This window comes from Lactiplantibacillus sp. DA1 (assembly GCF_032681335.1).
GTDB lineage: Bacteria > Bacillota > Bacilli > Lactobacillales > Lactobacillaceae > Lactiplantibacillus.
Map to the genome: position 1 here is coordinate 1 of NZ_JAWHTQ010000001.1, position 23629 is coordinate 23629.

General features: G+C 35.9%; 20 protein-coding genes and 3 pseudogenes. 3 read left to right on the forward strand and 20 right to left on the reverse strand.

Annotation, left to right across the window (positions count from 1 at the left end):
• Positions 1–396 precede the first annotated feature (396 nt).
• Positions 397–981: a tyrosine-type recombinase/integrase gene (locus tag RXV91_RS00005; RefSeq protein ID WP_316438161.1), complete on the forward strand. Its 585-nt coding sequence runs from the start codon at positions 397–399 to the stop codon at positions 979–981.
• A gap of 73 nt (positions 982–1054) precedes the next feature.
• On the opposite strand, the gene rfbB is transcribed toward RXV91_RS00005, so the two are convergent.
• Complete coding sequence (rfbB, locus tag RXV91_RS00010; protein WP_316438163.1) at positions 1055–2059, reverse strand: dTDP-glucose 4,6-dehydratase; 1005 nt, start codon at positions 2057–2059, stop codon at positions 1055–1057.
• Between the two features lie 182 nt (positions 2060–2241).
• Between rfbB and RXV91_RS00015 the strand changes: the two are divergent.
• A pseudogene (locus tag RXV91_RS00015) lies at positions 2242–3497 on the forward strand (ISL3 family transposase).
• A 47-nt stretch (positions 3498–3544) separates the two neighbouring features.
• Here RXV91_RS00015 and RXV91_RS00020 read toward each other — a convergent pair.
• The 5 genes and pseudogenes from RXV91_RS00020 to RXV91_RS00040 form a co-directional block, all read right to left on the reverse strand.
• Positions 3545–3970, reverse strand: a pseudogene (locus tag RXV91_RS00020) (GDP-mannose 4,6-dehydratase); the annotation flags it as partial.
• 151 nt (positions 3971–4121) lie between these two features.
• Positions 4122–4514 (reverse strand): glycerol-3-phosphate cytidylyltransferase, encoded by a 393-nt coding sequence (gene tagD / locus RXV91_RS00025; RefSeq protein WP_316438165.1) that lies wholly within the window; start codon positions 4512–4514, stop codon positions 4122–4124.
• Positions 4515–4895: 381 nt separating this feature from the next.
• Positions 4896–5921, reverse strand: coding sequence for an acyltransferase family protein (locus tag RXV91_RS00030; protein ID WP_316438166.1), 1026 nt, complete (start codon positions 5919–5921; stop codon positions 4896–4898).
• A 113-nt stretch (positions 5922–6034) separates the two neighbouring features.
• Positions 6035–7234: a glycosyl hydrolase family 28-related protein gene (locus tag RXV91_RS00035; RefSeq protein ID WP_316438167.1), complete on the reverse strand. Its 1200-nt coding sequence runs from the start codon at positions 7232–7234 to the stop codon at positions 6035–6037.
• A 325-nt stretch (positions 7235–7559) separates the two neighbouring features.
• Positions 7560–8972 carry a polysaccharide biosynthesis C-terminal domain-containing protein gene (locus tag RXV91_RS00040; RefSeq protein WP_316438168.1) on the reverse strand — a complete coding sequence of 471 codons (1413 nt, stop codon included), beginning with the start codon at positions 8970–8972 and terminating at the stop codon, positions 7560–7562.
• A 731-nt stretch (positions 8973–9703) separates the two neighbouring features.
• Between RXV91_RS00040 and RXV91_RS00045 the strand changes: the two genes are divergently transcribed.
• Positions 9704–10717 carry a glycosyltransferase gene (locus RXV91_RS00045; RefSeq protein ID WP_316438169.1) on the forward strand — a complete coding sequence of 338 codons (1014 nt, stop codon included), beginning with the start codon at positions 9704–9706 and terminating at the stop codon, positions 10715–10717.
• A 348-nt stretch (positions 10718–11065) separates the two neighbouring features.
• On the opposite strand, the pseudogene tnpC reads toward RXV91_RS00045, so the two are convergent.
• The 14 genes and pseudogenes from tnpC to RXV91_RS00120 all read right to left on the reverse strand — a co-directional run bounded on the left by tnpC (position 11066) and on the right by RXV91_RS00120 (position 23281).
• A pseudogene (gene tnpC, locus RXV91_RS00055) lies at positions 11066–12601 on the reverse strand (IS66 family transposase).
• A gap of 71 nt (positions 12602–12672) precedes the next feature.
• Positions 12673–13020 (reverse strand): IS66 family insertion sequence element accessory protein TnpB, encoded by a 348-nt coding sequence (tnpB, locus tag RXV91_RS00060; RefSeq protein WP_316438170.1) that lies wholly within the window; start codon positions 13018–13020, stop codon positions 12673–12675.
• Complete coding sequence (locus RXV91_RS00065) at positions 13017–13184, reverse strand: hypothetical protein (protein ID WP_316438171.1); 168 nt, start codon at positions 13182–13184, stop codon at positions 13017–13019. Before RXV91_RS00065 ends, tnpB begins: the two co-directional genes overlap by 4 nt.
• Positions 13185–13511: 327 nt before the next feature.
• Complete coding sequence (locus RXV91_RS00070) at positions 13512–14603, reverse strand: glycosyltransferase (RefSeq protein WP_316438172.1); 1092 nt, start codon at positions 14601–14603, stop codon at positions 13512–13514.
• Entirely contained in the window at positions 14530–15666 is a 1137-nt protein-coding gene (locus tag RXV91_RS00075; RefSeq protein WP_316438173.1) for a CDP-glycerol glycerophosphotransferase family protein, read from the reverse strand. Before RXV91_RS00075 ends, RXV91_RS00070 begins: the two co-directional genes overlap by 74 nt.
• Entirely contained in the window at positions 15656–16168 is a 513-nt protein-coding gene (locus RXV91_RS00080; RefSeq protein WP_316438174.1) for a glycosyltransferase, read from the reverse strand. Before RXV91_RS00080 ends, RXV91_RS00075 begins: the two co-directional genes overlap by 11 nt.
• Complete coding sequence (gene pssD, locus RXV91_RS00085; RefSeq protein ID WP_316438176.1) at positions 16168–16626, reverse strand: PssD/Cps14F family polysaccharide biosynthesis glycosyltransferase; 459 nt, start codon at positions 16624–16626, stop codon at positions 16168–16170. Before pssD ends, RXV91_RS00080 begins: the two co-directional genes overlap by 1 nt.
• A gap of 4 nt (positions 16627–16630) precedes the next feature.
• On the reverse strand, positions 16631–17821 hold the full coding sequence (locus tag RXV91_RS00090) for a hypothetical protein (RefSeq protein ID WP_316438177.1): 1191 nt from the start codon (positions 17819–17821) through the stop codon (positions 16631–16633).
• Between the two features lie 3 nt (positions 17822–17824).
• Positions 17825–18916, reverse strand: coding sequence for a serine hydrolase domain-containing protein (locus RXV91_RS00095; RefSeq protein WP_316438178.1), 1092 nt, complete (start codon positions 18914–18916; stop codon positions 17825–17827).
• Positions 18917–18952: 36 nt separating this feature from the next.
• On the reverse strand, positions 18953–19486 hold the full coding sequence (locus RXV91_RS00100) for a hypothetical protein (protein ID WP_316438179.1): 534 nt from the start codon (positions 19484–19486) through the stop codon (positions 18953–18955).
• 13 nt (positions 19487–19499) lie between these two features.
• Positions 19500–20144, reverse strand: a complete 645-nt coding sequence (locus RXV91_RS00105) for a hypothetical protein (RefSeq protein WP_316438180.1) — start codon at positions 20142–20144, stop codon at positions 19500–19502.
• Positions 20144–21277 carry a UDP-galactopyranose mutase gene (glf, locus tag RXV91_RS00110; RefSeq protein WP_316438182.1) on the reverse strand — a complete coding sequence of 378 codons (1134 nt, stop codon included), beginning with the start codon at positions 21275–21277 and terminating at the stop codon, positions 20144–20146. Before glf ends, RXV91_RS00105 begins: the two co-directional genes overlap by 1 nt.
• A gap of 148 nt (positions 21278–21425) precedes the next feature.
• The gene (gene larD, locus RXV91_RS00115) at positions 21426–22142 is read right to left on the reverse strand and encodes a D/L-lactic acid transporter LarD (protein WP_021730627.1); all 717 of its coding nucleotides are present in this window, start codon (positions 22140–22142) and stop codon (positions 21426–21428) included.
• 209 nt (positions 22143–22351) lie between these two features.
• Positions 22352–23281, reverse strand: coding sequence for a YihY/virulence factor BrkB family protein (locus RXV91_RS00120; RefSeq protein WP_316438184.1), 930 nt, complete (start codon positions 23279–23281; stop codon positions 22352–22354).
• Positions 23282–23629 lie beyond the last annotated feature (348 nt).

Here is a 23629-nt window from a genome sequence, read left to right on the forward strand (position 1 = left end):
ACTGCTTGATCCATCATTCACTCTCCAAAATTAACTAGACTAAAATAACATTTTATGTAACGTCACTAAAATAAAAAGAATGATTCCTATTACACCAGTAGTTTGAAGTTAATTTCATAAAATTGACGTAAGCTTATATAAAAGACATGAAAAACAATTATTTTGACCAATAAAACCAGCATATTACATTGACAAATATTAACGAGATGTTATATTTGATTACAGATTGTGTATAAACGGCATTATTTTTTTTAAAATAATGCCGTTTACCTATGCATAGCTGCTTTGTACTAGACGCTCTATTATATTTATCAATTAATATAGTCTATGATTGACATTTAATATAGTCTATAATTGACGCTTAATAACTATAATTAGTACGTTCCGCGAAAGAGTGTGATAACAATTTACTACAATGTTGAACCGCTACGCTCCGATGAAGAAATTACTGACTTTGTTGATAAAGCCCGTAATGGTACTCATGGCGAGCGTAACGCGTTATTAATTTTGATTGGCCTGAATACTGGCCTTCGAATGAGTGATATTCTTAATTTAAAGGTTGAACAAATTCGCCACCATGACGTGGTCCACGTTATTGAGAAAAAGACAAAAAAACGGCGTGTGATTTTACTCACACGCCTACGTCCACAAATTGATCACTATATTAAAGATTTACCAGATAATGAATATCTTTTTACTAACCGACAACATCAGCCACTAAGCGTTAACGCTGTCTATAAACTGTTTCAAACGATTGCTCGTAAAATGCACCGAACCGATATCGGTACCCATACACTCCGTAAAACTTTTGGCTACCATTATTATCAGCAAACTCATGATATTGGGACTTTAATGATGATTTTCAATCATTCCAGCGAAGCTATTACGAAACGATATATTGGGCTTAATCAGGATGTCATTTTGAAGCAGATGGCTGGATTTTCATTAGGTTTAGATTCTCATGCAAACATACCCCTCTAGTCAAAAGACTAGTTAAACTATTACCACAGTTTAATCAGTCTTTTTGCACGATATCGTAACGCAAGCACGTTATTTATTGACTTTTGCGAGCATAGCTCGCTTCGACTTTGTTTTTATCTGCTTGCCACCAATCTTGATGATCTGAATACCAATTAATGGTAGCCTGTAACCCTGATTGAAAATCAGTGTACCGTGGTTGCCATCCCAAGTCATCACGTAATTTTGTTGCATCAATCGCATATCGTAAGTCGTGACCAGGGCGATCCTTAACAATATCATAGGCATCTGGTGACTTCCCCATTAACTGTAAAATCATCTCTAGAACAGCCTTATTACTCATTTCACCATCGGCACCAATTAAATACGTTTCGCCAATTCGACCTTTAGTTAAAATATCCCAAATAGCTGCAGCATGATCATTCACATGAATCCAATCGCGGACATTGTTACCACTACCATATAACTTAGGACGCCGCCCACTTAAGATATTAGTAATCTGACGCGGAATGAATTTTTCAATATGCTGATAAGGACCATAGTTATTTGAACAGTTTGAAATTGTCGCCTGCAAGCCAAACGAACGGACCCACGCTTTAACCAACATATCACTACTGGCTTTAGACGCTGAATATGGACTAGAGGGTTGATAAGGACTGGTTGTAGTGAATTTTACATCATTTCCCGGCAAAGGTAGATCACCATAAACCTCATCCGTTGAAATATGATGGAATCGTTTATGATACTTAGTTGCTGCCTGGATCAATGTATAAGTTCCAACAATATTGTTCTGAATAAATGGCCAAGGATTGCTCAAAGAGTTATCATTATGACTCTCAGCAGCAAAATGCACGATCATATCTGTCTGACACACCAATTTGGCAACCAATGGGCCATCACAAATATCTCCCACGACCAATTTAACACGATTTCCCAGCAGGCTAGCAATATTCGCTTGATTACCAGCATAAGTTAGCTTGTCTAGAATAGTAACTTCTACTTCTGAATGATGTTGCAACACATATGTGACAAAGTTGGTTCCAATAAAGCCTACGCCTCCAGTAACAAGCAGTCGTATCATAGTTATAGCACCTCTTTACTATTATTTTTTCTATTATAACAAAGGCCATATCCATCATAAATCCTATAACATTTGATGTCGATGAATAAAATCCACCAACACTATTTTATGTACAACAAAAGGACATATCGTCCTGTGCTACAATCAAGTCGACCAAAACCAATTGAAAGCGAGTGTCAGATATGTCCCAAGACCATTCTACTAAAGTACTGCTCCAAATTAAAGACCCAAACATTACTGATTTAGTTGTTCAAGAAGCTACTAACGGAAGCTTACAAGTGCTTGCGAAGCTAACATATCCGGTTACTGTTTGCGCACGTTGTGGCCCATGGTTAAGAATGGCTTTAAGACCGTTCATATCAGAATTCCTAGAATTAGCGAACGGGTCACCATCCTTAACTTAAAGAAGCAACGATTTATCTGTAAAAATTGTGGTAAAAGTAGTTTAACAACGACTACGCTGGTTAAAAAACATCATCAAATATCTGAAAACAGTCTGCATGCCATTGATCTATCATTAACTGAAGACCAGACGATGGCAAGTATTGCGGCTCAATACAATGTCTCGACCAATACGATTAGTCGCCGAATAAAGTTACTCGGACAAGGTACCCAACCAGCTTTTAACGGACTACCAACGATGCTTTGTATCGACGAGTTTCGTTCAACTGGTAAACAAATGAGTTTTATTGCGGTGGATGCCCAAACCCATGATATCATTACAATTTTACCAGGACGTAGGAATGCCGATATTAAGGACTTCTTTCTCAATCATTATTCTAAACGTCAGCGTGACCGCGTGACTCGGGTTGTAATGGACTTTAATTCTCAATATCAACCCGCTATTCGAACACGCTTTCCACACGCCAAACTGGTCGCGGATAATTTTCATCTTGTTCAAATGGCCTTACGATCTTTGAATCAAACTCGGGTCCAACTCATGAAACGCTTTAACCCTAAGAGTCGTGAATACCGAGTGCTTAAATATTATTGTCGGTTATATTTAAAAAATTATGACAGCCTTGAAAAGCGCAAAACCCAGTGGTTTGCGCATCTTAAAGATCGCATGACACAAGAGCAATTAGTCGTCACCGGTTTAAATCTAAACCAACAGTTTCGACAAACCTATCAAGCCGCACATGCCTTAGTTAAGGCTTTTCAAAAGCGTGATTATCGATCCTTCAAAGCAGCTCTAGGTCATATCAAAAATGTGAGTCCTCAGCTAATGACCAATATTAAAAGCTTTATCAAGAACCAGCAACTCATCAAAAATATGACTACTGGCCGATTATCAAATGGTCCCGTAGAAGGTGTGAACCGCAAAATCAAGCAAATCAAAAGAACCGCATATGGTTACAAGAACTGGCAAAACTTTATTTATCGAATTCAAATTGAATTCAAAATCAAAATCGAAAAAAAGAATCCAATTCGTAAATGAATTGGATTCTAAATATAACTTCATCAACACCGGTTGACAGAGACCCTAAATTTATCTTCAGTGCCATTACCATATTCAGACAAAGGCAAGTCACCGTAGAATTCATCGGTGGACACATGATGGAATCGCTTGTGATATTTGGTTGCTGTTTGTATTAGCGTGTACGTGCCGACAATATTGGTCTGAATAAACGGCCATGGATTGATTAGCGCGTTATCATTATGAATTTCTGCAACAAAATGCACGATTACATCGGCATTAGAGACCAGCCGGTCCACTAGAGGCGCATCGCAGATATCGCCACCTACTAATTCAACCCGGTTACCAAGAATGTCAGTTAAGTTTGCACGATTGCCAGCGTAAGTTGTTTTGTCCAGTACGACTACCCGTATCTTTGAATGCAACTCATAAACATATCTAGCAAAACTGGCACCAATGAATCCGGCGCCACCTGTTACTAATAGATGGTTCATATTTATAACACCCTTCTTAACCGCATTATGAGAACATAAATAAGTTTTTTATTGTCCACTATTATTAAGTTAAGGCCGATTTAAAATTAGTAATTAGAATGCTAATTATGTGTTTCATCAATTCACGATACTTTGAAAGTGTTCTCAAATATTAGTGGTTCATACCCAAATCTCGCTTAATCTTTGTGGAAGAAATTCCTTCCGTACGTGGCAAATATACCACTTGACAATAGTCCATCAAGAAATCGAATTTTCCTTGCCAATCATCTCCCATTACAAAAACATCGATATCATTCTCAACAACATCACTAATTTTTTGATCCCAACTAGTTTCTGGAATTACTTCGTCAACGTAACGAATTGATTCTAAGATATACTTTCTATCCTCAAATGAGGTATATGCTTTTTTACCCTTCAAGGCATTAAACTCATCGGTCGATACACATACTGTCAGATAGTCCCCAAATGTCTTCGCACGCTTTAGTAAACGAATATGCCCCTTATGCAATAAATCGAACGTACCGTACGTAATTACTTTTTTCAAATGATAATTCCTCCTAAATTGTGATTCATCAATTTATAAATGTTTCAGTTCGCTATTTTAAACAGTAAATCATGATTCCTATCTTAAATATATTTGGGACACTGAAGTATTGATAACAAAATAGTGTAGCGAGTAAATAACATAGCCAATCAGCTTCCATGTACTATCCCAAAATGCAATTTAAGTCAGGCATATTACGCGCCCCAGCCTATGTATTTTAGTGTTTACATTAACATGTATTGAGACAAAACCCTTATACCTGTATTGGCACTCTGTTGAAGATAAATACCTACACTAATTCTTACTATAATCTAAACTTGTAAGTCATAGTAATTCACTCTAATTCAAAAGACCCAATTAATATCCACTTATTCGTATATCTTACAACTTTTTCATCAAAATCTTCTTAAAATGTGAATAAAACCAGTAAAATCCCCAGGCCAAAATAAGTGTGACTATTAAACAGGCATATAAAGAGAGAGAATTAGAACTTACAATATCCCTTGAAAAATATTGAATCAGATATATTTCATAAGAAACGATGCCCATGAATTTAAAACCAGCGTTATTAAATAGCGGATAAAAAACACAAGAGAATCGGATCACAACAATTGCTAAAGGTAAAATGGTAAACAACGATAATATATTATTTAGCAGATTTGGCAATGAACTAATAAAATCCAACTTATTTATTAGAACATTCATTCCAATCCCCAAAATCATGATGATCAAAAATAATATAGTCATAATCAGTGAACGACTTGTAAAGAATAAACGTATTTTATCATAATGATCGTAGAATAAAATGCCGAGTGGAAAAGCAAGCATTTGACGTGCAAGTAATGAAGGAGCACTTTCAATGATAAAATAGTATGACACTATTACAAACCAAAGCGAAAAGCAAGCAAATAACAATCCATAAAACACGCCTTGGCTTAATTTGAACTTGAGTACTATCACTTTTAAGAACCAATAAATAACATAGATTATCAAGATATATGGAATATACCAATTTGCTTTAACAAATAATAAAACATTCATTATATTTCTTAGATGGTAATCAGATTTGATTAACACTACTGCAATCAAATATATAATCCAATACGGAACAATGACTGCAATAACCCTCTTTTTCCAATAGTTAGTCAAACCATTTTTGTTAAAGGACGCCTCCAACCCATATCCTGAAGAAATTAAAAAAAGTGTAACCCCAATTCCTGCAATCCACTGGATACTATATATATGGTACGCTAGACCAATATGCCCCCAAAGTACTGTTGAAATTGCAAACCCTTTTAATAAAGTGGTATGTTCCCTAGAGAAAAAGACTAAACGTCCATGCTCAAAAAGAGCACTTACCAATAGTGTAAATATTACAACTAGTGTAAAACACAAAAAAAATCGCACAAAATAATCCTCCACATTATCTTTACCCCATATTGAAGTAATCTAATAATAAATAAAACTAACTAGCTTATTATGAGGCCAATTGCAAATTGGCACCCAATAACCCTACGTTGTTATCTTGCGAGAATATCTAGCACATGGTTCTCTTTTTGGATAACCATCTCATCATTTTTGGTGATGAATTTTGTCATATCGTTTGTCACAACTTCATTATTTTCAATAAACACATTTTTAAAATAGTTGTTTTTCCAAAAAGCCTGCACTAATATATATTGTTTTGTAGGATTCACATCAAAAAAAATATTTTTTTCGATATACACTCCTGACATTTGATTCCTTGGTAAAGGATTATGAATTCGTACGTATGTAGCAGGGCCTGCCACATATTCATTTCTAAAATAGTTATTAAAAATGAAAATATTTGATACTCCTTCAAAGTTAACTATTCCTGTTTGAGCCTGTTGCCTTGGCTTGGGATCGCTGACCAAATTGTTTACAAAGTAAATGTCGTGTATAATGCCATTTTTGCCATTATTATATATCATATGTTGCCCAATTGGATTTGGAGCATAATACTTGATTTTACCTTGTCTTACGATTGGAAGGAAACGGTTGTTACTGACATATATATCGTAAGAAGGTAAATTATCGTACTTGTCATCCTGCAAAATATACGACATGGCCCTTTTATTGGAATAATCAATTTGAATAGCCTCTTTATAATCAGAGGAAGGATTGGCATTGAACCCAAAAAAACTAGAATTTGTTATTCTAATATTATGGCTGCCATCGATATCTAAATCGTGACCATCTGAATATTCTGAATTGTAAAAAACACATCTATCAAATGAGATATTCTGTGCATGATTCATGCTTTGAACAAAACCACTTTGTCCATTAACATCCGTCCCTCGAAATGTTGCATTTACCCATGATATATTACCAATCCCCCCGTCATATCCGGCCTTCACACTTGGATATGAGAAACTTACGAGCTGACCATTATTAATCGTAAATACCGCTCCTGATGCAAACTTGAATGTTATATTTGAATGAAGTACAATGACACCTTTACTAAATGCATAATCACCTTTTGGTACATAGATGATTACTGGCTCACGGCGATGCGTATCAATAATTTTCTGCAAAGCGTTATTATTAGTTACATTCGGGTTGGCTGACATCCCCTCATTTTTCACATTAATAGTAGTATAGGCTGCCCCCACTATATAAAACATAAATAAATAATTAACACAGACCAATAAGCTTATAGCAATAAAACGATAAATTAACCGTCTGCTCATTTTGTCCATTTTAATCCTCCTAATATTTTATACAGACAATACTTTAAATCTTTATCAAGTGTCAACACTTCATACAAATATTAGCCATTCAAAAGAATTTTTTTTACTTGTGGTTTGAAAAGAAACCTATGAGTCATTCACATTTTATTCAGAACCACACATTTAAATGCGTTCTATTTTTATTCAACAAATGCGCCTAAATCTAGTTCACTTCACACTGACCTTGCTAGATAGATTTGTCCAAAATACACTGGCATAGCAGTAATGTAACAATTTGTTTTCGAATGTATCAAATCATATTTGTAAGAGCAAGGTGCTTTTCGATATCTTACTTTTATCGCCGTAACTTTTTAATTCTCTGCAAAATACTTGGTTGCAAAATGCAGATCATGCCAATGTAAATAAGTAAGCCTATTATGATTTGAAAAAACAAACTAATTGCAGATATTTTCATACATATATTTAAAACGTAAACCTGCATAAACATGATAACAGCAGCGAACATATATTTACCTAAATTGGCAAATAATTTACTTAACTTTAACGCGGTTCGTACTTTAATTAATTGGTATGATGTGACAGTTAATTCAGATAATAAAGTAGCAATCATCGCTCCATATACACCATATTTCAATATTAATGGAATATTAATCACAATATTAGTTACTGCACCCAGTACTACTGAAACAGTATAAGTTCTTGTTTGTTTTGTTGGTAATAAATACTGCTGTCCAATTACATTACTCAATCCAATTAAAATAATGACGGGAGCTTCTATCATCAGCAGTTTATTTACCATTGTAAATTCAGATCCAAAAAACCATGGTGCTAATGAAGTTGCAAGTGCAGCGATACCAAAACACATTGGTATTGCAATAAATAATACAAAATCGAAAGAAATATATAAATATTCTTTAACTTGTTTCATTTTTTTTCTGGCATATAAATTTGCAATGTGGGGTAACATAACTGTTCCTGTAGACGTTACAATGGCCAGTACTAATTTGATCAACTTGTCAGAGTAATCATAATATCCCGAAGCCGTAACATTATCTAATTGCCACAACATTGTCTTATTTACGGCAAGGTAAATGGTAATAGCCACTTGTGGAATAAATAGTGATAAAGAGGGCTTCAAATGTTTAAAAATATGCAACGTAGCAATTTTGGGAACTCTTACTATTTTATTAAGGTACGGCCAAAGCGTAACATTGCCGAGTAGCTGGGAAAGTGACAATATTAGAATATATATTCCGACATCATTCTTTGTTTTAACCAATGCAAAAATCGCAAATAGCGAAAGAATTTTTACCAACATGTTTCTTAAAACCGTTTTTTTGAAATCTTCAAGTCCCATAAAGAACCACGAAATATCAAATGCTCCCGCAATAATCAAGAATGACTGATAAAAGAAATACATTTTCAATTGGCTTTGAAAAAACAAAAAAATACAGAATGACAAATATGCTAAACCAATCGTGGTAATTTGCAAAAGCTCTATTTCCCAGAAAACCTGTGACCTTTTTTCAAAATCTTCACGAATAAATGCAATTTCCCTATTTCCATATATAGTTATTCCAACAGTTCCTGCAAGCAAAAAATATGTAATAACAGAGTTGGTAGTTGCATTTATTCCAACTCCTGTTGGTCCTAAAACACGGGAGATGTATGGAACTGTTAACAGTGGTGTTAACAATATCAATATATTATACCCGACATTATATAAATAATTCTTAACAATTTTCATTACTCTCTCCGTTTATAGTTAAAATAAAAAATAACATATGAATAATATTTTATCATACTCTTAAGAAAAAATATATTAAGCCTTTATAACTTCTCAATCACTCGAGTTATTTGGAAATTAATACTAGATTCTCTCACTTTTTTGGTATTCAACTCAATTACAGCGCATTACAAAGTACCTTAAATCCCTATTACAGATAATCATTGGATAATGCTTTGTTAAAAGTTCCTGAATCGCATACAATACTCTTACATTAACAATGCTCTACCACAGTTCCCATTATATATCTTGCTCAATACTGTCATTAAAAATCGTTCCACATGACGATTCTTGATCTATTTATTTTCGATAATTTGTTTTAAAACATTCATGGTTTTTCTTTAGATTTGCAGGAATAAGTTAAGCAATATTGAAATACCAGTTTATAATTGATGGATTTAACCTTCAACTACACTCCCGCATCAATTTTAAAATATACTATATAGCTAATATTTCGCCCTAAAGGAATTCCTGTTAAACTTAACTGTTTTACGACGAATGTCGGTTCTACCAATATACAGAACAAAAAGCATCAGTTTCAAATAACGATACCTGGCCGAGTCATTATTTGAAAATCAGTTATCAAAGTCACGTCATAAAAATAATTACGAATTAACTAAAATATATTAGTCTGCTAGGTCAATTACTCTGCTATAATAATACCAGTAAAAAAAGAGGAGTTTTAATACCATATGACTAAGTATGTTTTGAATATTATTCGAGAAGAAACGTCTAATAACGGATTGAGCAAACCCAAAAGTGACATCAACAAAACCCTTACCAGCATGAATTATAAATTAATTAATGTACCCTTACTAATAGGAAAAAAGCAAAAATTGGTTGGCTCCTTATTATCCGTTAGAAAAATAGTCGCCCAATTGAAACGAGAAGACACACTCGTCATTCAATACCCCACATATATGGGTGCCCTCTTCGATATTAAATTACTAAATGTTCTGCACACTAGGCATATAAAATCAGTTGTATTAATACACGATATCGATGCACTAAGGTTTCAGCAGCCCTTCGGAAAAGGCTTACACTATGAAATATTTTTACTTAACAAAGTAAACCTAATTATTTCACCTAATTCTAAAATGACTAAATTTCTTAAAAAAAACGGTCTCAAATCGAAATGTAGGGAATTGAAAGTATTCGATTACCTTACTAAAGTGGACGTCTCTAACAAAAATATCTTCTACTCCTGTAATGTTTATTTCACCGGCAATTTAAACAAATCCAAATTCATATTTCGTTTACGTAATTCTGAAAATGTACATTACCAGCTATATGGTCCACTTGACCAACATCAAAACAAAGTCGCAGCAATGTATAATGGAAGTTTATCGTCCGATAGTCTTCTATCTGCTGTTGACAACGGATTTGGCCTGATTTGGGATGGAGATAGTGAGCAGATTTCTAACCTTAACAACAGCTCATTTGGAAACTACCTATTGTATAATAACCCATATAAGTTGTCGTTTTACTTAGCTGCTGGAATCCCTGTAATTATTTGGGCAAAGGCAGCTGAAGCGGAATTTGTTCTCTCCAATCATCTAGGTTACACGATTAATTCTATAGATGATATTAATAATTTAATTTCAACAATTACGCCCAATTCCTATCAGGAAATCATTCAAAACGTTCACAGGATACAGTTAAAATTAATACACGGAGATTATACGCGAAATGTTTTTGATGATTAATTAATCCTTATCATCTGCAGGCTACCCCTAATACAAAAAGAGTATTCGCTTCATTTTTGTTTTCCCTGTCAACAGTTGTTGGTAATTTTTTTGAACTAGCCCTTATCAAGTTGACATACGAAATAATATAATTTTATATTTCGCTAAACGGCCTTATTCCGGCATTCTACTGGGGTAAGGTCGTTTCTTGGTAAAAAGTAAATAACTGACCGGATTGCTTCTAACCGATTAAGTGGCAAGCAGTAAATAACTGGCCGGATTGCTTTATATTTTAAGCGTTACCTTTAACGCCAAAAGAGCGTTCCGTTGCTTCTCGATTTTTGAGAAGTACTAGCACGCTCTTTTTGTTTAGGCGGCGAACGTCGTCTGTGACTTATTAACGTCTGTCCGTTGGTCTTTATTTTGATAATTCCATGGCAAATAAGCCGCCAACTCTTCCGGTTTTGGAAATGCTGGTAGGATTGTTGAAGCTTTTAAAAGCGCCGTCAAATATTGTCGCGGATCGATATGATTGGCCTTGGCGCTTTCAATAAACGTCATCCAAATAGCGGTTGACTTGGCACCTTGCGTACTGGTACTAAACAACCAGTTTTTACGCCCAATCACCAGACTCTTCATATTACGCTCAGAAGCATTATTACTCCAATCAATGACGCCATCATTAATAATCCGGTCGAGATAGGGCCGCTGACTTTGAACATAAGTAATCGCCTTTCCGATCCGAGACTGTGGTAATATCTCGGTGCGATCCGCAAGGCGCTAAAAACGCTTGAGAATTTCTCTCAAGCGACTACGACGTCGCCGACGACGTACGCGTGGTGAATAGGCCTGCCATTCCCGTTCTAGAGTGAACATCTCGTCAATCAAACGAAGTGGTGCTTGTGCTTCCTTGATATGCGATTGCGTCGCGTCATAGAACTTACGCCGAACATGGGCCCAACAGCCCATTCGGTGCACACTCGTACCTAGTAGATTGTACCCACTATAGCCGTCACATTGTAGAACGCCCTGATAATCGTCATACACGGATTGGGCAAAGGCGCCCGAACGTGTGGCGCCATAAGCATAATAGACAATCGGATTTGGTTGTTTGATTGGCGTTCGTGCCACCCACATATAAGACTTTGATGTCGCAGTCTTTCCGGGTTCTCTCAGAACTTCAATCGGGGTTTCATCACCTTGCAGGTGATGCACCAAGCACAATTGCTGATGAAGTGCTGCGTAGAGTGGTGATAGCTCTTGCGCGGCTTTGATAACCCAATTAGTTAAGGTTGCTTCCGATGTATGGTAGCCTAAACGGCTAATCTCAGATAACTGCCGATATAGCGGCACACCTAAGACAAACTTATTGTGTATAATTTCCGCTACTAAGGAGACTGAAGCCAAACTATGCGGGAACAAGGCCGGTGGCACTAGTGGCTTGAATAAACCAGACGTCGCCGTATCACGAACACATTGTTCACACTTATAAGTTTGTTCATAGATTTTCTCCAGATATGCACGTGCAGGAATGAAATGTAATTCTTCTCGCACATATCTTTTTCCAATCAGCGTGATGTCTGAATGTCCTGCTGGACATTTACCATCAGTTGGTTCAATGATAGTTACGCGTACTGGTACTTTTGAATCTATTTTTTCTTGGCGCGTCTTTTTCTTCGATTTCGTTGGCTGTACTTGATTTGATGTGGCACTGCTTTGGTCTCCAGTTTGCTCTGGTTCCGGAAAAACACGATCTTCCTCATCAAATAGTGACGTTTGATTGGGATCTACTGTTTCGGACTTACTCGCATATATTTTTCGAGTGAGGTAAGCGAGCTGTTCCTTGAGAGTCGCAATTTCTGCTTCAAGTTCACGGATTCTTTGATCTTTTTCTGTTTCTGCCATCGGTGTCACCTCCTTGATGCGTGATTATTATCATTGAGTTTACCACTCATCGGCCGAACTAGAAAGCACTTTCAATGTCCTGGCGGGCATGCTTTATGAACAGTCGCATCTAACGCCCAACCACTCAACAAGCGAACAAGTTGACGTGGATCCAATCTACGAATGGCTAGTTGATTGGTTGGCCATTGTAAACGGCCATTTTCTAACCGCTTGTACAATAGTAAGAAGCCATCGCCATCCCAATATAGGGCTTTGAATCGGTCTTTGCGTGTACCACAAAAAAGACATAGTGCTTGCGAGTATGGGTCTAAGTCATATTGATCCTGAACAATACCTGCGAGTCCATCGATACCTTTGCACAAATCAGTTTGGCCACAAACCAAGTAGATTTGGTTGAGCTGGCTGGTATCAATGATCATGTGGAAACACCGCCTTCATTAAAACATCGACAAATATAACCGTTGACGGCAATAACTGATTTATTGCCGTCAACTTTGATTTGTAGCGCTTTAACTGCGCCAGAAGCTGGGGTTTCTGGCGTCCGACCAACTTTTACTCGAACGATATCTGGTTGTTTATCCATCAAAAACACCTCACCAATTTATTTGATGAGGTAATCATAATCCATATGATGGCCGCAGGAAATACGGTCGATTATTTACTGCTTACCAACAGATATTATAGAACCAAAAGAATCCAATTCGTAAATGAATTGGATTCTAAATATAACTTCATCAACACCGGTTGACAGAGACCTGAAACAATATAATTTCATCCGATAGCCATGAGGGATCATAACAGAGTATCAGGACAACCATGCTCTTCTTTATTTTTATATTATCATAACAAAGATCAGTCTGAAAAACGATTTCTTCAGATTAAACCTGAATTTCATATTTCAAAACGAGTACTAGCGAATCTTGTATAATATACTTAAGATTAAGAAGCTTAGTATATTGTGTCTTACAACCAAAAACATCTTAACTCGCTTTACGCCCTGATACTTCTTAACGATTTTAGGGGTTGATGTATTAAATTCATTATTTGCATTAGACAACTCAGTATATTGGTCGATTAACGATTTATCACTCTGCTTTCTAAAGATGTTAGTAACAATTCGATCAAGTGTATCAATATTCAAGTCCGAGAGAATTTCAAGCTCTTCAGCCTTAGAATTCGATACATCACTTATAATCCGTTTCATCTGTGCTTTTTGGTTCACAAAGTTAGTCAATCGATCAGGATTATACTTTTGCATTATTGATCCAACAGATTCCAACTCATAAGTGTATAACGATTTATTAATAAAAGATGTCATTGGATTTTTTTCAAGAATATCTAATACAAATTGGAAATCTTCACCCACTGATAATTTTTGAAACAAATTATCACCAATCAATGTGCGTTTGACCACTTTATTATACATAGTTGCCAACAAATTATTATCCAAAAGTAATGTAAACATACTTGCAGTTAATTTTTGAGATTCCATCTCTGGTATCTTATTAACACTAACAACTTTGCCGTTTGAATCAATGTTTTCTTTACCAAAAATAATTAGTTCATCTTGAAAATTCCCATGTTTTGCTTTTTGATAAACAACAGACAATAATTGAGTGCTCACACTATCATCCGCATCCAAAAACAATACATATTGTCCTCGAGCACTTTTCAACCCTGTATTCCTAGCACTACTAACACCCATGTTAACTTGAGAAATACTAGTAATGTTGTCATATTTTTTTGAAAGCCTCGAAATAACCTCTTGAGTATGGTCAGTTGAACCATCATTTATTACTATAATTTCAAAGCTAGAAAACCTTTGCATCTCCAAATTCACAATAAGCGTTCCAATAGTACTCTCCACATTGTAAGCAGGAATTATAACAGAAATAAACAGGCTCTCTCTCATATAATCACAGTTCCTTTCAAATCCCGACAAGCCCCAACATTTCTTTAATTCCAGCAGAACTACCACTATAAAAGGTACTGATTTTTTCACGTCTTAGTTTAGCAAACCCATCTTGATTTTTTGAAAAGTTCGATAACACATATCTAAATTGATCCATATTTTGTACTACCTGTCCTGCAATAAACTGATCTAACGTGTAATTAAAACCACGAGTATTAGCATAAGCTTGCTGATCATTCATCACATAAAAAATAGGTCTGTTCAAAAGCAAGTAATCAATCGACACTGAAGAATAGTCTGTAATCAAGGCATCGGTTTCAGCTAAAAAAGTATATAAATCAGTGTGTTGCTCGAATAACCAAGAATCATCAATAAAAATCATATTCGTTAAATTTTTAGGAATGTTTATCCTATCCTGTAAAGGATGCAGCTTAACAAACATTCTAATGCCGACACTTTTCAGAAACTGATCAAACTTTCTAAAATCATCCAAATTATTGAACAATGGAATAATTTCATCCGATGCTCCATTTTGAGAATCTAGCTTAGACGATTTCCGGTATGTTGGTAACCAAGCAATCACTTTATCTTTTTTACTTACACTACCCGATTGACTGATAAACACTTCATTACGAGGTGCATTGGCAATTATAATTTTATCTTGATTTACGTCAAATGACTCTTTCAGAACTGGTGAAAAAAAATCAGAATAAGAAATTAAATAGTCAAAGTAATTAATATCTCTCAACATACCTGACTCTAACCGTCCAATCTTTTTCATCGGCATTCCATGCCATAAATTGACGACAGTTTGATTTTTAACAGACTTAATTGGAATTCCGCCAAAACAATAAAAAAAATAGTTAGAGGTCAAAAAATACCTTAGCGTATCAATTTTACTTCTCGTGAATACAACATTTCTAGGCACAGTCCTATCTAAATCGTAGAAATCATTAGAGGCACAAACAATTTGATACTTTTCATTGTACGAATTATCGATTAAATAATCATAAAGATATCTGACATTATCTCTGAAACCCCAGTTTGAATATAATACGATTCGTTGCTTTTTAGGTAGTAGATGGTTAACAACTCCTCCTAGCCACTGAAATAATTTAATGAAATATTCATTATGCTTGATCTTACTTAACATTGACTGACCTCATCATTCTAGCCACTATATCTCCTAATTCATTATTAAAAGTAGCGTTGTGCCACTTGACAGAATTGACTAAAGTATGTTTACTAAGCACTCGTTTGACGGTTGTACCTAACGTATCAATGTCATAAACTGGGAATAGTATTCCTGCATACTGGGGTGCCAGACGCTTTAAAAACTCGACTTGATGGTTATTAACATGTTCTTCATACTTAAGCATTCTAGGAACAACAACTACTGGTTTATTCTGCTTTAAAGCTGCCAAAAAACTCGAAGGGCCTCCATGAGTGATAATTAGCTCTGAATCCTGCATGTATTTATCCATTTTCTTTGGGCTAATAAAATCATATTGCTCCGCATATTTGCACTTGTATGTAGAATACCCAGATTGAATAATAACTCGTTCTACAATGTTGTCTCTCTTGTAATTATCCATATACTTCACTAAACGATTAAACTGCTGTTCATGAGTCCCAACTGTTACAAAAATCATCATTAATAAATACTCCCTAAATTTTTTGCTTTAGGATAAACTTTTTTCATTTCATCCCACTGTACAATAAATTCATCGGCAATTGGATAAACTAATTTACCTGTAACCGTCGGCCTATCGATTCTATCAAAAACCTCAATGTATATAATTTTTGCTCCCATCAACTTTCCAATGTAACAGAATGGAACCGCGACTGCGGCACCGGAAGAAATAATCACCCTAGGTTTCTCTTTTAAAAGGAGCTTGAATGCTAATAATGTATTTCTTATTAAATTCCAAACATTCCTATTCGTTGGAAAATAGCAATGATACACTTTTTCATTTATCAACAGATCATTTGCATCTTCCTTATTGAAGGTCACCCAGAAACGATCATATTTTTCCCAAGTTGGCTTCAACTTATACAAGTGTGTAAGGTGTCCACCACTTGAACCAACTAAACAAATTTTATTCTTAAGCATGCTCTTACTCCTCCATAAACCTGACAAATCTTTTACTAGCCAAATTCACTTCACCCATCAAACTGGAATAATCCGTTCCACTCATAATTAAATAAAATACCAAGACATTTGGCGCACATAAAAAAGATTGTTCCCACATAACTTGCGCTGACATAATGACCAAAATAGCCATAACCACATACTTCTTTTTGGTCATTAAAATCACCATCGTTAAAACATACAAAATCATTATTATCAAAAAAAGTAAAAAGCCATATCTAATCAACAGTCGCAAATATGAAGAATCAATATAGAAATAATTAGCAGTCGCAACTTGCGTACCAGCACCATTACCGTTCTCAATAGTTTGTTGTCCAAACCAATTAATCGGATATCTAGAAATTGCCACATTGGATATTCTTAATCTATCAGACAAAATATTATTTATGCTGCTTAAGAATCTGTTAGATGTTGTATAGTTTCTTCCGAGAAGAAAGACAACTAAGCTAAGTAGTGGCATACTAAGTATGCTGAGGTATCTAAAAAATTTTAATTTGCCGTTGGTTTTCCATCGCAATTTATGCACAACCAGAACTAGCACTATTAATAAAATAAACATAGTATCATTTCGAGCATTCAGAAATCTAAAACACACAACAGCAAGCAAAATTAAAATTCCTATCTTAGGACAGGTTATATGTTTATATCGCAAACACGCAATTGCAGCACTGAGTGAAAATAATTGTGCAGATAATACAGTTGGTTGAATCGTGCCAAAAGCATGCCGAGTAATTCCATTTCGAACGAATAACAGATCTTGAATAATACCCAATTGACTTAACATAAACACAATTATAATCATGCTACTCGCGATGATAATGTACTCTTTTAATATTTTCTCCTTATTTACACTTTGAGAAATGAATAATAAGACCCCAACCTCCACAATCACCACATCACGAGATGTATAGTAACTAATCAAAACAGAGACTAGTAATACAACTCCGATCCAGAAAATCTTTTCATCAATATTGAACCCTCTCGCGACATAGATAAACAAAGCCAATATATTGAAAACCGCAATATATTTTGGTAATGCCGGCACTACCTTTGTCAACATTGAATAACTAACAAACCATGCAATCAAGTCAATACCGTAAATCACTTCAAAAAAAAGGGTCTGTTCTGCTCTACTTTTTACGAGTCCTGTATCCATATTTTAATCCTCTGTAATACTGTGATAGAATTCTGCAGTTGCATGCTCTGAATTGTATTTTGCGGGCCTTGAAGTAACATTGTAAACTATACCCATTTTTTTCATATAGTTAAAAATTAAATTTAATTCATATCCATCACTTTTTATGCTCATCGAGTATACACTATTTTCAATCGAGGTATTTCCAAAAACTGCTCTATATGATTTCTTGAAGATATCTGACTGCGAACCTCTTGCAAATTTAGTAATTGAATTATCTATTAACATATACATGTCAGATGAGCTCATACATAGATCATTTATACCAAACAAATAGTTTCCAGTTGGGTATGGTTTAGAATAATCTACCGCATTATCACTACGATGATAAGGGATCGCTAATTGTTTATTGATCTCTCCATCTGAGACAAAGCTTGCATGATTTATGCCACTATTCGTCAAAAAACTATTTTGTGCGTATTCTGTATAATCCTCCTTGCTCATCGATTGAACAATCATTGCAAGCAACACAAAATTACAATTCATATTCTCACTATCAGATACACTTGTAGTGATATTTTTTTTAAAAGTTACAAGTAAATCATAATAGCCTTTATCATGAATATCTTCCGATTTAACATGTATTTTTTTGTTATCCGTTAGAAGATCTTTGACAGTCACATTCTTAAGATTCGTATTTTCCAATTGAGGAATCAAGGTAGCCAATGTATCTTTTAATTTTACTTTATTGTTACGAATCAGCTGTAAAACTAAATCGATAGTTAGCAACTTTTGAAAATCAGCTACTCTAAACTGTGAATATCCAGACCAACTGGCATTTGCCTTGGCACGTCCGTTACCAGTCTGCAACACGACCCTACCGTTCTTAGCCATTAACAAGTATGCATTGATGCGTTTCTTTTTCGCTGACTTCAAAAAATCGGTTTCATCACTTGTGTACTTACCGGTAGCCCCATATAAGTTTGCATTTCTTAGTGTAGTTCTCATAACTACACTCTTGCTAGATGTGCTCTTTTCGACTTGCAGTTCGCCTCGTTTTTTATCGATTGCTACTGCAGAGTAACAAAAAACAATCGTAGCTAGGAGAATACTCAATATATAATACAACCTCTTTTTGATTTAAAATCACTCCTATCTTATCGTAACGTACCCAATTATTTTTCTACAGTCACCAATTATCTTGAGTAAAGCTCTCATTTTTCTTTTATTTCCACCTTGCTTAGCGACTAACAATATATTAGTCGCCTTGGCAATTAGCACCTCAAGATTATAAGCATCTAAATCACTAGAAATATCCACGATGACTTTATCAAAATCTTCGTTGGAGTTTAATATATCTTCAACACTTCTTTCAAAGTTAACTTTATCTACCTTAGCCATGAACAATCGATTCGTTTTCGATCGATACAACAAACTATTTGACTCTTTTACAAATCCAAATGTTTCTGTATAAGTATGATTATCGTTTGTTTCTATCAGTAACACTTTTTCTTGTTTTGTTACCCAATAAGAAATCAGGTTTGCAGTTAAAAGGACACGAATCTTTTCGGACTCAGGAGAACAAACAAATAATTGTTTTGCATTGGCTTGTACTAACTTCAAATTTACTTTTTTAGATACTTTAGTTATATCAGATTTAAAATCACTATTTTTTTTATTCATCATCTCAACCTCATGTTTATCGTGGATCTTTAAGTAGTTTTATACTACCCAAGTTTTCAATGCCAAAAATATCATTCAAATACTGACTTGCCATTTTCTTTCCATAAAGTTCCTTCATAAAAACAATACATAGTGACAATACAAGACCACCCGCACCAAATATAATAACTATCTTACTAATACTTTGTTGCACCATAGTTGGTGTAGATGCAGCCTTTGATATAATTGCCAGATTAGCGGCTCCTTGATACTTTCCCACGAAACTAATCAAATTTTGAGCAACAATAGTCGCCGCATACTTTGAGAATTTAGGATTTCTAGTTGTAACACTCACACTAAATATTGGTGAGTTAACGGATGATGACACTGACATACTTTCAATTGTTGTATCACTAAATACCGAAGAGATTTTTCTTTGTTTCAACTCCGAATTCACTTGTGTTTTAAAACTTTTGAGACTCAAAATTTGATCATAAACAGTAATTTGTGAAGTATCATTATTAGTTTGTAAAAATTGTATTTGCGACTGATATTCAGGTTTTTTAATCAAATAGTTCCAACTAACACCAGCTGCAATTGACAAGCTAATGATACCTATTAACAAAACAATATGTCTTCCAATGATTCTAAGCACATTTTTTAATTTAATTCGTAATTCCATTATTTATCCTCTACATTACTTAACTCTTGCTTCACCGTCACTAATGCCGCATGAATCACCTGATGCATATCATAATAACGATATTGCCCTAAGCGCCCACCAAAAATCACATTGCCTTCTTGCTTTGCAAGTTCAGCATATTGCTTGTACAACGTGTTGTTACGAGTATTGTTTACAGGGTAGTATGGCTCATCCCCACGTTTCCAATTAGCTGGATACTCGCGAGTAATAATCGTCTTGTTTTTATCGCCCTTACCGAATTCAAAGTGTTTGTGTTCAATGATTCGTGTATATGGTATTTCCGCATCCGTATAATTAATAACGGCATTCCCCTGATAGTTGTCAACATCTCGTTCTTCGGTTTCAAATCGTAACGAACGGTATTCCAATTCTCCCAATTGATAATTGAAGTATTGATCAATCATCCCAGTAAATATGATCTTCGGAAAGTTGGCTAAATACTGATTTTTATTGGCAAAGAAATCCACACCGGTCTCAACATCGATTTCAGGATGATCTAACATTTTTTCGATGATTTGAGTGTAACCACCAATTGGAATCCCTTGATAAGTATCATTGAAGTAGTTGTTATCGTATGTGTAGCGTACTGGCAGTCGGCGAATAATAAATGCTGGCAGATCAGTCGCTTTTTGTCCCCATTGCTTTTCGGTATAGCCTTTAATTAGCTTTTCATAAATATCGGTACCAATCAGTGAAATGGCTTGTTCTTCAAGATTCTTAGGTTCACCGCTTAATTGTGCAGCATCTTTTTGTTCCTGAATCTTTGCTTGCGCTTCTGCAGGTGTGCGAACTCCCCAGAGCTCACTAAAAGTATTCATATTGAAAGGTAAGTTATACATATGACCTTTATAGTTTGCAACCGGACTATTCGTGTAACGATTAAATTCAGCAAATTGATTAACATACGCCCAGATTTGCTTATCTGAAGTATGGAAAATATGCGCACCATATTGGTGTACTTGAATTCCATCGACTTCTTTCGTATAAATGTTGCCAGCGATATGGTTCCGTTTTTCAATCACCTTAACACGCTTACCACGCAAAGCTGCCTCATGGGCAAAAACAGCACCAAATAGTCCGGCACCAACAATTAGATAATCATACTTACTCAATTTATTTTCCTCCAAGAATACAAAGTCTCATCATGCCATTATATCAAAAAAATATTAATGTAAAAGGATAATATCAATATTATTGTATAAACAACGTTAAAAAGACGACTATTTTTACAATAGTCGTCTAAAAGCATTATAATATTATCTACCCAATCCCAAAGAACCCATGCATAAACAACGCCGCACAAGCAGCCCCAACGAAAGGTGCAATCCCAGGAACAATGATCCCATATTGCCAGTCGCTGTCAGCCTTATTCTTAATTGGTAAGATGGCGTGGGCGATCCGTGGACCCATGTCCCGTGCAAGGTTCATGGCGAATCCGGTTGGGCCACCTAGCCCCATCCCAATGGCCCAGACTAAGAGCCCAACACCAATCGGCACGATCCCCGGCGTCTTCACTTCAGAAATAGCTAAAATCCCAGAAATAAAAATAAATGTATCGAAGAATTCGACGAAGAAGTTCCGTGGTAAGTTCCGCACAGCGGGTGCGGTTGAGAATAAGTTCCGAATCGTAATTGGGGAAATCTCATCAGCAGAAGCGGCAAAGTGGTCCGCGTACATGATCCAGACGATCACAGCACCAACAACCCCACCCAAAACTTCTGCAACTGAATACGGAATAAACAATGACCACGAGATGTTCCCTAACATACATTGGGCTAACACCATGGCCGGGTTAATGCAGACATTGCCGAAAATGAAGAGGGCAATTGTAATCCCAAAACCCCATGTTGTAATTGCGAAGATATGGCCAGAACCGCGATACTTGGTCCCCTTTAAAACCTCACTACAATGTACACCGACACCAAAAATAATCATCAAGGCGGTTCCCATGAACTCTGCCAAAAGCTGATGAATCACTATCTTTCTCCTCCTGTGGCGTTGTTACGCCTGTTTATTTTGAAATAGACGCCACTTACTTTCAGAAAGCACCGGCACTTTTTTCACACGAACACCATTATACACAAAATCCGAATCGTTTAATATGTAAATCACAAAAAGTTTTGATTTTACAGGATTAAACGTCCGGATTCAATTAAAAAGTTCTGATTATGTTTTTAAAATTCTGATCACTTTTCGTTACTAGGCTTTTTACGTTTGAAAAATTGTCGGCGAATGCGGCGAATCATCCGTGGTGACTTCGGCTCAATCGTGTGCTCAAACCATTCTTGTACCGAGGCGTTGACAACCCCACCAAACATCAACAAGATTCCTGAAAAATTCAGCCAGAACATCAGCACGATCAAACTTCCAATCGTTTGGTAAGTCGTAATCCGTTTAGCAAATAACTCGATGTACACCCGGAACCCTTGCGAGATCACGATCCAACCGACCGTTGTAACTAACGCCCCCGTCCAAATGTAACGTAATTTCACCTTGGCATTCGGTACAAAGTAATACAGCAACATGGCGACAACAAACATTCCAACAAACGTAATCAAGTTTTTATTTTCCAATAATTGGTTGATCCAATTAGGGATGATTGCTCGGGTAAGATTCGTCAAGTTCAAGATGACATCCAGAATCAACTGACTCAGGGTGAAGAAAATCGCCAGCCCCACAATTAAGAGTAATAGCCCCAAGGTCAAGAAGAAGGCGATAACTCGCGTCAGGATAGCATTCTGCGCATCCGTCACACCGTAAGCCTCATTCAGACTCCGACGAATCGCAGCAATAATCTTAGACGCCGACCAGACCGTCACCAAAATCCCAATCGACAAACTGCTGCTGCTACCACTAGATAAGAACGAGACTAAAATCGGCTTGAACGTCTGATAAACATTACTAGGGATGACTTCTTGCGCGTACGCTAAAATCTGCCCCGTCTTCAAATTAAACCGGGCAATGATGTTCCCAGCAATCAAAATAATCGGTGCAATTGACATCAACGCGTAATAAGCCAACACAATCGCATTATTGCTGACGTTCGCCTGACCATATCGCCGAATAATGATCTCCAGGCTTTTCGTAATTTTAGGGTAACGGGCTTTTAAATTCATTCACTTATCCTCAACGCTCACTTATAGTATCTACAATTATACAATGGAATTCAGCAGGAAACACCTTTTACACTAGGATTACTGTTTTCTAACGCGCTAGCGCCCAGCAATCAGGCCATCAAGTGGTGATTGCTACTGACAATTGATTTGCAACAGCGCAGCAACTATACCTCCACCTTTACGCTACCAATCAAGTAGTGGGTACTCAGTGGTATGTAGTGCTAATATCGTCCCATCAGCCGTCCAGATTTCAGCACAAAAAAATAAAATAACCGGCAACGATACCCCCGCGGCATCTATCTCCGGCTACTTCGCTAATTTCACATCTTTACAGGAGAAGTGAAAATT